Genomic DNA, 14,551 nt, shown 5'->3' with positions numbered 1-14,551 from the left:
GCTGAATTTGTAATCTAGAATAATTTTACATTTATTGTAAGCCCAGGGTCTGGTCCAGCACTTCTTTGATTTTCTTTACCGGACAGATTTGAATCTTTTCTTTCACTTCTTCTGCCACATCTTCCAGATCCTCTATGTTGTCATATGGAATAAACACCTTCTTAACTCCGGCTCTTTGGGCTGCCATTAGTTTTTCGGGAAGACCTCCAATAGGCATAACACCGCCTCTCAAAGAAATCTCTCCGGTCATGGCTATCTGTGGATCCACAGCCTTTCCAGTTACCAGGGATGCAAGTGCAATTACCAGCGTAATCCCCGCTGACGGACCGTCTTTTGGCACAGCACCAGAAGGAACATGAATATGGAGATCATTCTTTTCAAATTTCTCAGCGTATTCCGGGAAAAGTGACTTCACATAAGTAACTGCAATCTGTGCTGACTCCTTCATCACATCTCCCAGCTGCCCGGTGATGATCACCTTGCCGCTGCCTTTTGTAAAGGAAGTTTCTATAAAAAGGATTTCCCCGCCTGCTCTGGTCCAGGCCAGTCCGGTTACAACTCCCGGCTGCATTTCCTCCTGGATCTTTTCATGATAGATGCCTTTCTTCCCAAGAAACTCCGGCAGTCGTTTCTCGCTGACAGTAATGCTTTTCTGCTCACCCTTTACCAATTTTACAGCAGCGCATCTGCAAAGAACATCGATCTGACGTTTAAGGCCTCTTACTCCCGCCTCCGCCGTATATTCTTCAATGATCTTTAATATGGCTTCGTCTGTCACTTTCAGGTTCTGATTACGCAGTCCCATACTCTTCATTGCTTTTGGAAGAAGATGTTCCCTGGCAATATGATATTTCTCGATCTGTGTATATCCGGGGAACTGAATAACTTCCATACGGTTCAGAAGAGGTTCCGGTATAGTATCAGTAGAATTGGCTGTACATACAAACAGCACATTAGACAGATCATATGGTACATTCATATAATGATCTGTAAAGTTGGAATTCTGCTCCGGATCCAGAACTTCTAAAAGTGCACTGGATGGATCTCCGCCATAATCTCTGGTCAGTTTGTCCACTTCATCCAACACCATAACCGGATTCTGCGCTCCGCTTCTTCGCATTCCCTCCATGATACGTCCCGGCATAGCGCCCACATATGTGCGTCTGTGTCCACGGATCTCCGCTTCATCCCGAACACCTCCAAGACTGATCCTTACATATTTTCTATGAAGTGCTCTGGCTATGCTCTGACCTATACTTGTTTTGCCTGTACCAGGTGCACCTACAAAAAGCAGGATGGATCCAGCCTGTTTTTTATTAAGCGCCATAACCGCAATCTGCTGGATGATCCTTTCTTTTACCTTTTTCAGGCCATAATGGTCTTCATCCAGTATCTTTTCGGCTTCTGCCAGGTCTATAGAAGGCATTTCTTCTTCCTTCCAGGAAAGACTGGTAACAAAATCCAGGTAATCATACAAAAGTCCGTATTCATGACCATCTTTTCCTTCCTGTTTCATCCGGTTCAGAACCTTTTCGGCTTCCTTCCTTGCCTCCGGATTCATGCCAGACTCCTGGATTTTCTTCTCAAATCTGCGTACATCCGAGATATTCTCAGGATGCATCTCATCCAGCTGTCTCTGAAGAAATTCAATCTGTTTTTTCAGGGCAGACTCACGGTACATCTGTTCATTAGAATTCTTCTGGGCGCTTTCTGCTTCCTGGCTGACCCGGAAGATCTCCAGAAGTTCATATACAGTTTCTTTGATTTTATGGATACGTTCACTTCTGGACTGCTGTTCAAGAAAACTATATTTTTCTTCCCAGGAAGATGCAAAGTAGCTGGAAAGGGCACAGGCCATCTCATCAAAGCTCTGCCAGTGATAGATCACACCTCTTGCCCAGATCCCCCACTGCAGATCCTTTGCAAAGCTCATCAATTCTTTTTTCATGTTCTTGAACTGCTCAGCCTCTTCATCTGGATCAATATCTTTCTCTTCCGGATATGGAACGGAAGTGGCTGTAATCCCGATCTCTGTAGCCTGGATCTGACTCAGCATTACCCTTTCTATGGTAGTGATCTTAACAGTGTCATCCTCTCCTAAGGCCTCAATCTTCCCCAGCACTCCAATCGGATAGATGTCTTCCGGTTGTATCTGATGGGGCTTTTTATCTGTTTTCAGCATCAGAAAAAGTATATCTTCCCCAACATTTTCCGTGGTTATTTCATTTCCGGGAAACATATCTTTTTTAAAGTAAAATGTAACCTCTGGCAATACCAGTAAATCATAAATGGGTATGCTAATCATACATGTTTCCTCCTTATGGCCTTAATCATGCAAAATCAAGCCTTATTTTATCAGCACTCATTCGCATCGAGTGCCAATCTGTATTTAAACGAAAAGGCGAACTCTTCGGAATCCGCCTTTCGTCCGTATCTTATTTTACCACGATTTTCTGATTATGCAAGTCTTTAAAGCCGTGGATTATCATTATATTTCTCAAATTCCTTTTCCATCTCTTCAAGAGTATTGGAATATCTGAGTAATTCTTCCACTCTCTGCGCTTTATTAGCATATGCCTTTTTGTAAGATACCCTGTGCTCCATAGCTGCCCAGAAGTCCATTGAAATAGTACGGAACTGTATCTCCACAGGAAAGTATTCCACTGCATCCAGACAGCAAACATTTACTCCAAAAATAATATGGTAACTTCTGTATCCATTAGGCTTAGGATTCTCAATATAATCCCGCTCTCTTATGAAGATCAGATCCGGCTGTTTCTTTAATATGTTCACCAGATTGTGGATGTCTCCAGTAAAATAACAGACGATCCGCACACCTGCAATATCCTGCAAAACATTCTTGGCATTATCAACTGTAGGCTCCAGCCCCCGATGCATCAGCTTTTCCTCAATGCTTGCCTTCTTCTTGATGCGAGACTGAACGGTATGTACCGGGTTACTGGCAGCAGATGGATAAATCGTATGGTTTAACACTTCCAACCTGGTAAGTAAAAGCTTCATTGCATCATGATACGGCTGGACCAAGTCATAGTATTCTTTATCAGTCATGATAACCTCCCTTTACATACCTGCTATCATAAAGAAAAACTGTGATTATCCTGTGACCGATTTCTAATATTTTTCAAAAGAATCTTCCAAAATCAAACTTGATTGTTTTGAAATCCAAACCATTTTATTCATTATGTTTGAATGAAATATTCAGGATAGATGCTACTGCTCCGTAAAGAACACCTGCAATAGGCCAGATGATCCAACTGCTGCCTTTATAGCTGCTTTTAGCAGGCAGTATAGCTGCCAGAAATACTGCAGTCACGATCAGCCAATAGCTTACCGAAACAGCACTGATCAATCCTTTCTTTGCTTTTCTGCTGCGTGTATAGTCCCCTTCTTCCAGCAGCTTTTCCATTGCACTGTTTCGTGTGCCTCCATACACAAACGCATAACAGCCACATGCCACCATAAGTAAAAGCAGACAAACTGCATTTATATAGAAGATATCTTTGTCTGCAATGCTCATAACAGCAAACAACGGTACTGCTGCAAGAATACAGAATACGGTTCCTATAAGATTCAGGCGTACATAGGTTGGATGATACTGATTTTTCTTTTCCTTTACCATCCCAGTCACCCCATATTCCGTCTCAAAAGGCTCTTTTTCCAGAAAGTCATAACATTTCTCTTTTGCACTGCAGGATATGAAAATCCCTGTAGCTGAAGCAACCAGCAATAAAAGGACACATAATCCAATTCCCCCAGCAGAATTTTGGGTTAGTTTTATGATTTTTGTTTCACTTAATCCACCCAAAAGCAACAATGTAATAGGGGATATAACACATAAAAAAGTAGCAAAAGCAATTTTAGGTGCTGATTTCTTGCTACATTCCAAATATTCAGAGGCTTCCTCCATAGTCACTTTACGCAGTGGCTGTTCTGAAATGACCTGTACATTGTCTTCCGGATTATCTTCTTCTATTTCATCTTTCAGGAGATAGTCCGTACTTACACCAAAAATACGGCTCATCTGTACTACCTTTTCCATATCCGGAACTGCTCTTGCCCCCTCCCATTTAGAAACGGATTGTCTTGTTACATTCAGCTGTTCTGCCAGTTCCTCCTGGGACCAACCTGCCTTTTTTCTCAGATTCATTATTTTGTCTGCCAGAATCATCTTTTTTCTCCTTCCTGCCTTCCATTATGGGAAAGCATTTCTTTTTTGACGTTCTCAGCATACAATATCCATCGGTTGCACACCAGATACCCGGCTTTAAGATTTGTCAACCTGCGGTTGCATGTGTAGGATTTCTTGTATTATTTCATATTTATCGCTATAAAGCCATCTTTTCTTCATGTTTTCCTGCAAAAATATTGGAAATCTGCAACAAATGAATTATACTTAAAAAGACTTAAGAAAATTCTTCATTTTCTTTTCATTTAGCATACCAGGAGGTTTGTATGAAACCAGGCAAAAATAATCGCAAATATAAATTTATCTTTCCGCTTGTTACAGCTGCAGCAGTAACAGCAGGGAGCTTTTCTGCAGTCAATGCTGCAGAAGTGCAGGGACCGGTGGCACCGAGCACAGGTTCTGCAACAGCCAACCAATCAGAACCGGCTCCGGACACTAATGCGACAGCTTCCGACCAGGCGGAACCGGCTCCGAACACTAATGCGACAGCTTCCGACCAGGCGGAACCGGCTCCGGGCACCACATCTGCGAATCAGGCTTCTGATGGACAGGGCACATTATCTCCGCCATCCGACAATTCTAAAAGCAGTGTATTTGGACAGGCTTCTTCTGTAGAAGCACCTACAGATGAAAAACTTTCCTCTCTCCTTACCCAGCTGCAGGAACGTCTCCCTGTTTCCAATGGAAGCTGGTCCGTTTATGTGCGCGATCTTTATAATGAGTCAGAAGGCTCTGTCAATGACCATTCCATGCAGGCGGCCAGTCTGATCAAGCTGTATATTATGGGTGCTGTCTATGAGAATTATGAAACTCTTATCAGTCAATATGGCCAGCAGCAGGTAGATTCCAACCTTTATTCCATGATCACAGTCAGTGACAATGATGCTGCCAATGCTCTTACCAGCTATCTAGGCGGAGGTGATTCTTCTGCCGGCATGACTGTTGTAAATGATTTCTGCAGTACACACGGCTTTAATAACACACATATGGGACGACTTCTTCTTCAAAGCAATGCATATGACGACAATTACACTTCTGTGGCTGACTGTGGTCATCTGCTGTACGGGATTTACAGTGATAATTCCTCTGAATACCCATATGCAGATTCCATGTTCGACCTGTTGGCTGCACAGACACGCCGGAATAAGATCCCGGCACAGATGCCATCAGATGCAAAAACTGCCAATAAAACCGGTGAACTGGACAATGTGGAAAATGATGCAGGGATTGTTTATGATGTGGATAATGAACTGATCCTGGTTTTTATGTCAGAGAATCTTAGTGAGTGCGGCTCGGCACAAAATACTATTGCCAGCCTGAGCAGGCAGATTTTTGATTACTATAATCCAGCCTCATAAATTTAAGGCTGGAAGCAAATTCTCTGGTTATGATACCTTTGTATTGCTTTGTGATATGTACTCCCATGATTTGCAATAGGCAATTTGCAAATATTGTGACATTATAACAATTAAGAATACAAATATATCTTTCAATCTGTTATAATAAACAATAATAAAGATGATATCCGGCAGGATTGTTGGAGTGCGTAGCACGAAGCAATCTTAAGATATCATAATTGGGGGCAGTTGCCTCCAGTATCAAATAAAGATAGCTGGAGTTCAATTGTCTGCCTGCCAGGTTTTTTGCCCCCAGCATCTGAGAATAACGTGCACGAAACTGCATGTAAGCCTGCCACAGCAGGCGAAAGGAGGATCTATGAAAAATAAGAAATGCAACTATCTTTCGGCCTTTTTGAAATGGGCCGCACTGCTGGCTGTAGTATTTGCACTTTCTGTTCCCTGGATGAGCAGGAACTGTCAGGCATCTGCCAATACCTATATGGTAAGTGTTCCCAGTGGCTATCTGGCTCTTCGCACGCAAATGCTTTATGACAGCCGCAATGAGATCGGACAGCTGTATAGTGGCGATACTGTAGAGGTCAATGATTACAGCGATTCAACATACTGGTATGCTTATTCCCCCAAGTATGATTCCTATGGCTATGTGAATAAGAATTACCTGATCTCAATGAATTCTGCCGCCTGGACAGTAAGTGTTTCCAAGGGTTATCTGGCTCTTCGTAATGCCAAAGCCTATGATGCTTCCAATGAGATCGGACAGCTGTATAACGGAGATACTGTGCAGGTAAATGACACCAGCGATCCTACTTACTGGCTGGTATATTCTCCCAAATATAACTGTACCGGCTATGTAAACAAAGATTATCTGGTAAGCAGCAGCACTGTTTATGCCTGCGAATCCAGAGCTGTCAAAGTAGACAAAGGATATCTGGCTCTTCGTAATGCCAAGGCTTATGATGCTTCCAACGAGATCGGACAGCTGTACACAGGAGATACTGTCCAGCTTCTGGACACCAGCGATCCTACTTACTGGCTGGTATATTCTCCTAAATATAATCTGAACGGTTTTGTAAACAAAGACTATCTGGTTGGAGATTCTATGTACACCGGTGCTGTAGCAAGTTCAGATTTCACCAGAACAGTCAGTGTTTCCAAAGGATATCTGGCTCTTCGTAACGCCAAAGCCTACGATGCATCCAATGAGATCGGCCAGCTGAATACCGGAGATACTGTAAGTATCCTAGATACTAGTGATCCTACTTACTGGTTTGTTTATTCCCCAAGATTGAATATGAACGGGTACGTAAACAAAGATTATCTGGTTGGCAGTACTGCACCTGTTTATCCCACCTGGACAGTCAGTGTTGCAAAGGGTTATCTGGCTCTTCGTAATGCCAAAGCTTATGATTCTTCTAATGAGATTGGCAAATTAAATAATGGAGAAACAGTACAGGTGATCGATTCCAGTGATCCTTCTTATTGGTATGTATATTCCTCCAGCCTGATGAAATACGGATATGTAAACAAAGATTACCTCTACTAGATCGATATAAGATCATGAACAGCGTATAACACAAAGGATGCAACAAAATCCCAAAAGAGAAATTGCTGCATCCTTTTTTAATGCTCTTATTTGAAATATGCAACACCAGACTCAAAGATCTTCAGATCCTGCTGTCCGTAAATGTTAATAGCAACGCCATCGTCACGGCGCTCACTATGAGCCATCTTACCAAATACACGTCCGTCCGGACTTGTAATACCCTCAATGTTGTAATAAGAACCGTTAATATTCCATTCCTCAGACTGGTCAAAGTTCCCTTCCGGATCTACGTAACGAGTAGCTACCTGTCCGTTGGCAAGAAGCTTTTTGATCCACTCCTGATCTGCTACAAAACGACCTTCACCATGGGAAGCCGGATTGCAGTACACTCCGCCCAGATCAGCCATCTGAAGCCATGGGGATTTATTGCTTACAACCTTCGTATAAACCATCTTGGAAATATGTCTGCCAATGGTATTGTAGGTCAAAGTAGGTGAATCCTCTTTCTGGCCACAGATCTGACCGTAAGGCACCAGTCCCAGCTTGATCAGTGCCTGGAAACCATTGCAGATACCAAGTGCCAGACCATCACGCTCATTGAGAAGCTTCATAACTGCTTCTTTGATCTTTGCATTCTGGAAAGCAGTTGCAAAGAACTTAGCAGATCCATCTGGCTCATCACCTGCGGAAAAACCACCTGGGAACATGATCATCTGTGCCTGATCAATGGACTTTTCAAAGATCTCCACAGAATCACGAATGTCTTCTGCACTAAGATTCTTAAATACTTTTACATCTACTTCTGCACCTGCGCGCTCAAATGCTTTTGTACTGTCATACTCGCAGTTCGTTCCAGGGAATACCGGAATAAAGACACGAGGCTTTGCAGTTTTGTGCTTGCAGATATAAATCTTCTTTGTATTATAAAGGCCATTTTCCATGACAGCATCCTTATCCTCTGGATTAACCAGGATATCCGATGCTCCCTTGACTTCCTCACCGGAAACGGTTTTAAATACTTTTTCCAAAGTGCCAGTCCATGCTTTATAAGCTTCTTCAAGAGTGATCTGGGTATTGCCATAAGAGAATCTGCCATCTGCTGTAACCTCACCGATCAGTGTATACTGTACAGACAGCTCCCCAACCTTGCCATCCGGAACCTCAAGGATAATATCACCAAATCCTGGTGCAAAGAAGTCTCTTGGATCCAGATTGTGCTCGATCTTAACACCCATAGCATTACCAAATGCCATCTTGCTCACTGCAGCTGCAATTCCGTGACGGTCAAGCGCATATGCAGAAACAACTTTACCATCCAGAATATCCTGATGCAGTTTGCCATATGTATCCATAATCTTATCATAATCCGGAAGATCATAGGTATCTCTTGGAGCACGTACCCATACAAGCTTATTGCCTGCCTTTTTCAGCTCCGGTGTGATCACATCCTGGATCTTAGCCACGTCTACAGCAAAGGAAACAAGTGTAGGCGGAACATCAATATCATTAAAGGTACCGGACATACTGTCTTTGCCGCCAATAGAAGGAAGGCCAAAGCCAAGCTGTGCTGCATAAGCCCCCAGAAGAGCAGCAAACGGCTGGCTCCATCTCTTTGGATCTTCAGTCATACGACGGAAGTATTCCTGGAAGGTAAAACGGATCTTTCTGTAGTCACCGCCGGAAGCCACGATCCTTGCCACTGACTCAGTCACTGCATAAGCAGCTCCATGATATGGGCTCCAGGAAGACAGATATGGATCAAATCCGTAACTCATCATTGTAACTGTATTAGTCTTGCCATTTTGTACCGGAACCTTGGCAACCATGGTCTGTGTCTCAGTAAGCTGATACTTTCCGCCATGAGGCATAAATACGCTGCCTGCGCCAATAGAACCGTCAAACATTTCCACAAGCCCCTTCTGAGAGCAAACATTCAGATCAGCCAGCATTCCCAGCCATTTTGCTTTTACATCACTTACTTCCGGACGCTCTTCCAGGATATTTCCCTCTTTATTCGGGATCTCCACCTCTACGGAAGTTTCCTGATGGGCACCATTGGTATCAAGGAAGGCCCTTGAAATATTAACGATCTCTTTTCCTCTCCATGTAAGGACAAGTCTTGGCTCCTCAGTAACAACAGCTACAGGAACTGCTTCCAGGTTTTCTTCATTTGCATATCCAAGGAATTTATCCACATCTGCAGGAGTAACAACTACTGCCATTCGCTCCTGAGACTCAGAAATAGCGATCTCAGTCCCATCCAGACCTGCATATTTCTTGGGAACTTTATCCAGATCCACACGAAGCCCTGCTGCAAGCTCACCAATAGCAACGGAAACACCGCCAGCACCAAAATCATTACATTTCTTAATAATATGGCTGACCTCTTCCCTGCGGAACATGCGCTGGATCTTACGCTCGGTAGGTGCATTTCCTTTCTGTACCTCAGCGCCGCAAACCTCAATAGAAGCCTCTGTATGTACCTTGGAAGAACCGGTAGCACCACCGATACCATCACGGCCGGTACGCCCGCCAAGTAGGATAATGATATCACCTGGATCGGAATTCTCACGGATCACTGCCCGCCTTGGAGCAGCACCCATAACAGCACCGATCTCCATACGTTTTGCCACATAATCCGGATGATAAATTTCTTTTACATAACCAGTAGCCAGACCAATCTGGTTGCCGTAAGAACTGTAACCATGTGCTGCACCTCTTACCAGCTTCTTCTGGGGAAGCTTGCCCTTTAAGGTATCTTTCACAGATACGGTAGGATCTGCTGCACCTGTTACACGCATTGCCTGGTACACATAAGTACGTCCGGACAATGGATCACGGATAGCACCGCCAAGACAGGTAGCTGCTCCACCAAAGGGTTCGATCTCTGTAGGATGGTTGTGGGTTTCATTTTTAAAATTGATCAGCCATTCCTCTTCTTTGCCGTCAACATCTACAGGAACTACAATACTGCAGGCATTGATCTCATCTGATTCTTCCTGGTCCTGAAGCTTTCCTTCGGATTTCAGTTTCTTCATAGCCATCAATGCCAGATCCATCAGGCATACAAATTTGTCGTCTCTTCCCTTGTAAAGTACCTCTCTATCCGCCAGATACTGGTTGTAAGTATTTACAATAGGAGCCTTATAATCTCCATCCTGGAACTTCACATCTGTAAGCTCTGTGGAAAAAGTGGTATGACGGCAATGGTCGGACCAGTATGTATCCAGTACACGGATCTCTGTAACAGAAGGATCTCTCTTTTCTTCGTGAAGGAAATAATTCTGAATATGAAGAAAATCCTTAAAAGTCATTGCAAGATTCAGGGATTTGTAAAGTTCTTCCAGCTTGCCTTCTGGCATCTGGGTAAAGCCCTCAAAAATCTTTACGTCTTCCGGATCGCTGAATTCTGTCACCAAAGTCTCAGGCTTGATCATACCTGTCTCTCTGGAATCTACAGGGTTGATGCAATGGTTCTTAATAGCCTCCAATTCGTCCTCTGTAATGGCTCCCTGAATCACATAGGTGGTAGCAGAACGGATGATCGGCTGTGCATTCTCATCCAGGAACTGGATACACTGCACTGCAGAATCTGCTCTCTGATCAAACTGTCCAGGCAGATATTCTACAGAAAATACGGACGCATCCTCTGCCATATCAAATTTTTCAAGATAAAGGTCGTCTACAGGCGGCTCTGAAAATACAGTCCTGCATGCTTTTTCAAAAACATCATCCGAAATATTCTCTACATCATAGCGGATCAGCTCTCTTACTGCAGTAACCGTCTTAATCCCAAGGTAACTGCTGATCTCATGCTTCAGTTCTTTTGCCTTAACTGCAAAAGCCGGTTTCTTCTCCACATACACTCTTCTTACGTTGCTCATAGCTTTTCCTGTACTCCTTTCATTGATCCAGGTAATATTAGATACAGCAAAGCATTTAACGTCTTGTAATGCTGTATCCGTAATGTATGGTACTCTTGCTTATTATCTTCTGATATGGTAACATACTTTATATCATTAGTAAAATTAATATATCTTATATTTTTTATTATCAACACTTATCGTTAAAACATTACAGGGGTATATCAACATGGACATTAATCTGGAATTATACAAAGTATTTTATTTTGTAGCAACCACCTTAAGTTTTTCCCAGGCTTCCCGCCAGCTCTATATCTCCCAATCTGCTGTCAGCCAGGCCATCAAAACTCTGGAAAAGAAACTGGGGCACACCCTTTTTATCCGCAGCACCAAGAAAGTGATCCTGACTGCTGAAGGTGAACTGCTTCTTCAGCATGTAAAGCCTGCACTGGAAATGCTGGGGGAAGGAGAAGCTCTTCTTTCTGATGAAAAGCTGCTCACCGGTCATCTTCGGATCGGAGCAAGTGACACGATCTGCCGCTATTTTCTCATCAGCTACCTGCAGAAATTTCATCAGGATCATCCTGATGTACGGATCAAGATCACAAACAGCACTTCTATTGGATGCGTAGAGCTTCTGGAAAACAGGCAGGTGGATCTGATCGTGTGCAATTTCCCCAATTCCCGGCTTACCACCAGCTTCCAGCAGAAAGTCCTTTGTAATTTTCATGATGTTTTTGTTGCAAATCCTGATGCCTTTCCTATTGGGAACACTGCCCTGACCCTGGAGAAGCTTCTGAATTACCCTATTATGATGCTGTCCCCCCACAGCACCACCGGCGAATATCTGAACCGGGTATTTTCCTCCAAAGGGGTTAATCTTTCCCCTGAAATCGTACTGAACAGCAATGATCTGCTGCTGGATCTGGCCAGAATCGGCCTTGGGATTGCCTGTGTGCCGGATTACATGGTACCAGATGCATCCCTTGTATGTGTGCCTTTAGAAGAAACGCTGCCTCCAAGACAGATTGTCCTTGCAACACAAACAGGGCTGCCTCTTTCCGAAGCAGCCCGTACATTTATTGATTATTTATAACTGTGAGAACAAGAAACAGATACGATTATTTCGGCATTACCTCATAAGCAGCCTCTACATAAGGATTATCTACCTGATCAAAAGCTCCCTCATCAGCCTTTGCTGCATAAGCAGGATCAATGGGCATTTTCCCAAGTACCGGAATATTTAATCCTGCAGCGATCTGATCAATATGGCTTTCGCCAAAAACATAGATCTTCCTGCCACAATCCGGACATTGTACATAGCTGTAATTCTCTACCAGCCCAAGTACCGGTACCTTCATCATACCAGCCATATTATAGGCTTTCTTTACGATCATCTGTACCAGATCCTGTGGAGATGTTACGATCACGATCCCTTCAAGAGGAAGAGACTGAAAAGCAGTCAGCGGTACATCACCGGTTCCTGGCGGCATATCTACAAAAAGATAATCCACATCTCCCCAGATCACATCTGTCCAGAACTGCTTCACCATATTGGCAAGGATCGGTCCTCGCCAGACAACCGGTGTTTCCTCTGTAGGAAGCAGCAGGTTAATAGACATAACCTTGATCCCATTCTTCGTCTCCATAGGATAAATCCCCTTGTCATCTGCCTGTGCGGCCCCCTTAAGACCATACATCTTAGGAATAGACGGTCCGGTAATATCTGCATCCAGGATACCTACTTTATATCCTTTCTTTGCCATCTGGTTCGCCAGAGAAGCGGTAACAAATGACTTACCTACGCCGCCCTTACCGCTGACAATACCGATCACATGCTTTACATCTGAACAGGCATTCATTTTCTCCTGAAAGCTTTTGGGATTGTTCTTCTGGCTGCATCCCTCACAGCTTGTTTTGTCACAGCTTGAATTGCTGCATTCTTTTGCCATTTTTCTGGTTCCTCCTGATATTTACTCTATTCATAATGCTACATAATAAACTGACAGCTCACACTATTTCATAAAACGATCAATAGCTTTTTCAAGTTCTTTGATTGCATTCCTGTCTCCATGCTCTACTGCATCCACAATACAGTGCTCTATATGATCCTGCAAAATGATCTTTCCTGTATTATTGATAGCTGACTTGACAGCAGATAACTGGATCAGCACCTCGCTGCAGTCCCTGCCGTCCTCTACCATTCGTTTGATAGATTCCAGATGTCCAATGGCTCTGGATAAGCGGTTCAGCACAGCTTTGGTCTGTTCGTGGCTGTGGGTGTGTCCGTGGGTATGGCTGACAACTGTTCCATCCTCCAGCACATGAGTATGTGCGTGTTCTATATGATCACTCATAGTCCCTCCTGTATCACAGGCTTTTCTGTATAAAAAGCCTATCTTGCATTATAACACCTGGATCAGATCTCTGTAAAGGAACATCTTTGTTTGATTCCTGAGGTAATAATATCAAAGATCTCTGTGCCGTCTGCAAGAACTGATTTTTCATAGGTGACTTCTTTTCCCTGAAATTTCTGTTTTACATACTCTTCCGGGTCTTCCAGCTCTATCTCCTCCACAAACACATCCCGCATCTGATTTCTGGGGCATTTATTAAAAATCTCCCAGATCACTTCATATTCTTTCAAATAAAGTCCCCCTTTACCCAACTTCCTTTTAGTATAACACAAGTTGGCAGAGGATTCCAGGATTCCCGCTTTTGTTTCCCTTTAAATACACCTTGTGGGATACCATCTGATGAATACTATTCTTTTATTATTTTAATATCATCTGCTAAATACTCTTCTTTTAATATTTTATCTTCAGTGTTTTCAAATATGTTTTCTGCTTGGATGTGATCCGGTAGCTTTCCACTGCTTTCTGGATCGTTTTATTGTGTGTCCACACATCCAGACGCTTTTCCAGAAGAAATGGCAGGATCTTATCATACTGTTTGGCCAGTGCTGTAGCAAAATACCAGGCACGCATCATATTTACATAGTACTCCTGAGACTGTACCTTTGCTACGCTTTCTGCATATTCCTCCTGAAACCTGTCGTCCAGATAATAACGCATCAGCATACCGATCCCCAGTCGGATGGTATACGTCCTGTCTGACTGTATCCATCCATAAACTACTTCAATAAACTGATCCAGATGTTTTTTTACCACATTTAATGAAAGCATGTCACAGGTGGCCCAGTTATCAATATACGGGAGAAAACGCTCCATTTCTTTCAGACATTGATCATAATCCCTGATCTGCTGGATCAGAAGGCTGTGAAGATTATTTTCTTCATAATACCGATGAGGAAGCACCTGCATAAATATCTGTGCTTCTTCTGTTTTGCCAAAACTCTTAGCAAACTGACGAAGCTGGGGCGTTCTTACTCCGATCACTTTCTTTTTGTCAATCGTAGGCATCAGGCTGCTGTGAAAATCCCTGTATTTCAGGTCCTGCATCAAAAAAAGCTGTGCCTGCACATTTTGTACCACCTGTTCTTTATCCATATGTCCATAATCTTCTTTCTTTCAAATCTTTCAGGTTCCATTGTAGCAGTTCTATCCTGGATCATCAA

General features: G+C 43.3%; 12 protein-coding genes. 3 read left to right on the top strand and 9 right to left on the bottom strand.

The genetic code is table 11. The features are described from left to right. Nucleotides 1–31 precede the first annotated feature (31 nt). From lon to AB5916_RS00490, 3 genes are all read right to left on the bottom strand, one after another. Entirely contained in the window at nucleotides 32–2,305 is a 2,274-nt protein-coding gene (lon, locus tag AB5916_RS00500; protein ID WP_368188869.1) for an endopeptidase La, read from the bottom strand. Nucleotides 2,306–2,469: 164 nt separating this feature from the next. Continuing rightward, nucleotides 2,470–3,069: a GTP pyrophosphokinase family protein gene (locus AB5916_RS00495; protein WP_173728121.1), complete on the bottom strand. Its 600-nt coding sequence runs from the start codon at nucleotides 3,067–3,069 to the stop codon at nucleotides 2,470–2,472. A gap of 124 nt (nucleotides 3,070–3,193) precedes the next feature. Next, complete coding sequence (locus AB5916_RS00490; RefSeq protein WP_368188868.1) at nucleotides 3,194–4,168, bottom strand: helix-turn-helix domain-containing protein; 975 nt, start codon at nucleotides 4,166–4,168, stop codon at nucleotides 3,194–3,196. A 305-nt stretch (nucleotides 4,169–4,473) separates the two neighbouring features. On the opposite strand from AB5916_RS00490, the gene AB5916_RS00485 reads away from it, so the two are divergent. Continuing rightward, nucleotides 4,474–5,565: a serine hydrolase gene (locus AB5916_RS00485; protein WP_368188867.1), complete on the top strand. Its 1,092-nt coding sequence runs from the start codon at nucleotides 4,474–4,476 to the stop codon at nucleotides 5,563–5,565. Nucleotides 5,566–5,704: 139 nt separating this feature from the next. Here the strand turns inward: AB5916_RS00485 and AB5916_RS00480 are convergent, their stop codons facing one another. Next, the gene (locus AB5916_RS00480) at nucleotides 5,705–5,890 is read right to left on the bottom strand and encodes a hypothetical protein (RefSeq protein WP_368188866.1); all 186 of its coding nucleotides are present in this window, start codon (nucleotides 5,888–5,890) and stop codon (nucleotides 5,705–5,707) included. A 33-nt stretch (nucleotides 5,891–5,923) separates the two neighbouring features. On the opposite strand from AB5916_RS00480, the gene AB5916_RS00475 reads away from it, so the two are divergent. Then, nucleotides 5,924–7,111: a hypothetical protein gene (locus AB5916_RS00475; protein WP_368188865.1), complete on the top strand. Its 1,188-nt coding sequence runs from the start codon at nucleotides 5,924–5,926 to the stop codon at nucleotides 7,109–7,111. An 86-nt stretch (nucleotides 7,112–7,197) separates the two neighbouring features. Here the strand turns inward: AB5916_RS00475 and AB5916_RS00470 are convergent, their stop codons facing one another. After that, nucleotides 7,198–10,995: a phosphoribosylformylglycinamidine synthase gene (locus AB5916_RS00470; RefSeq protein WP_368188864.1), complete on the bottom strand. Its 3,798-nt coding sequence runs from the start codon at nucleotides 10,993–10,995 to the stop codon at nucleotides 7,198–7,200. Nucleotides 10,996–11,203: 208 nt separating this feature from the next. Between AB5916_RS00470 and AB5916_RS00465 the strand changes: the two genes are divergently transcribed. After that, a complete protein-coding gene (locus AB5916_RS00465; protein WP_368188863.1) occupies nucleotides 11,204–12,070 on the top strand; it encodes a LysR family transcriptional regulator in 867 nt (288 codons plus the stop codon). Nucleotides 12,071–12,095: 25 nt separating this feature from the next. On the opposite strand, the gene AB5916_RS00460 is transcribed toward AB5916_RS00465, so the two are convergent. The 4 genes from AB5916_RS00460 to AB5916_RS00445 form a co-directional block, all read right to left on the bottom strand. Further along, the gene (locus tag AB5916_RS00460) at nucleotides 12,096–12,926 is read right to left on the bottom strand and encodes a P-loop NTPase (protein WP_368188862.1); all 831 of its coding nucleotides are present in this window, start codon (nucleotides 12,924–12,926) and stop codon (nucleotides 12,096–12,098) included. Nucleotides 12,927–12,989: 63 nt separating this feature from the next. Beyond that, complete coding sequence (locus AB5916_RS00455) at nucleotides 12,990–13,331, bottom strand: metal-sensing transcriptional repressor (protein ID WP_368188861.1); 342 nt, start codon at nucleotides 13,329–13,331, stop codon at nucleotides 12,990–12,992. A 62-nt stretch (nucleotides 13,332–13,393) separates the two neighbouring features. Then, complete coding sequence (locus AB5916_RS00450) at nucleotides 13,394–13,621, bottom strand: hypothetical protein (RefSeq protein WP_158420016.1); 228 nt, start codon at nucleotides 13,619–13,621, stop codon at nucleotides 13,394–13,396. A 160-nt stretch (nucleotides 13,622–13,781) separates the two neighbouring features. Beyond that, the gene (locus AB5916_RS00445; RefSeq protein WP_368188860.1) at nucleotides 13,782–14,483 is read right to left on the bottom strand and encodes a DNA alkylation repair protein; all 702 of its coding nucleotides are present in this window, start codon (nucleotides 14,481–14,483) and stop codon (nucleotides 13,782–13,784) included. Nucleotides 14,484–14,551 lie beyond the last annotated feature (68 nt).

The organism is Blautia sp. 1033sp1_1033st1_G9_1033SCRN_220408, assembly GCF_040929965.1.
In the GTDB taxonomy this organism is placed as follows: Bacteria; Bacillota; Clostridia; order Lachnospirales; family Lachnospiraceae; genus Blautia_A; species Blautia_A ammoniilytica.
The sequence above is the reverse complement of the archived record's forward strand: the minus strand, read 5'-3'. Positions and strand labels throughout refer to the sequence as shown.

Bases quoted from the DNA above. Each gene is read 5' to 3' on its own strand.
- lon (WP_368188869.1), bottom strand. From the start codon at position 2,305: ATGATTAGCATACCCATTTATGATTTACTGGTATTGCCAGAGGTTACA.
- AB5916_RS00495 (WP_173728121.1), bottom strand. From the start codon at position 3,069: ATGACTGATAAAGAATACTATGACTTGGTCCAGCCGTATCATGATGCA.
- AB5916_RS00490 (WP_368188868.1), bottom strand. From the start codon at position 4,168: ATGAATCTGAGAAAAAAGGCAGGTTGGTCCCAGGAGGAACTGGCAGAA.
- AB5916_RS00485 (WP_368188867.1), top strand. From the start codon at position 4,474: ATGAAACCAGGCAAAAATAATCGCAAATATAAATTTATCTTTCCGCTT.
- AB5916_RS00480 (WP_368188866.1), bottom strand. From the start codon at position 5,890: ATGCAGTTTCGTGCACGTTATTCTCAGATGCTGGGGGCAAAAAACCTG.
- AB5916_RS00475 (WP_368188865.1), top strand. From the start codon at position 5,924: ATGAAAAATAAGAAATGCAACTATCTTTCGGCCTTTTTGAAATGGGCC.
- AB5916_RS00470 (WP_368188864.1), bottom strand. From the start codon at position 10,995: ATGAGCAACGTAAGAAGAGTGTATGTGGAGAAGAAACCGGCTTTTGCA.
- AB5916_RS00465 (WP_368188863.1), top strand. From the start codon at position 11,204: ATGGACATTAATCTGGAATTATACAAAGTATTTTATTTTGTAGCAACC.
- AB5916_RS00460 (WP_368188862.1), bottom strand. From the start codon at position 12,926: ATGGCAAAAGAATGCAGCAATTCAAGCTGTGACAAAACAAGCTGTGAG.
- AB5916_RS00455 (WP_368188861.1), bottom strand. From the start codon at position 13,331: ATGAGTGATCATATAGAACACGCACATACTCATGTGCTGGAGGATGGA.
- AB5916_RS00445 (WP_368188860.1), bottom strand. From the start codon at position 14,483: ATGGATAAAGAACAGGTGGTACAAAATGTGCAGGCACAGCTTTTTTTG.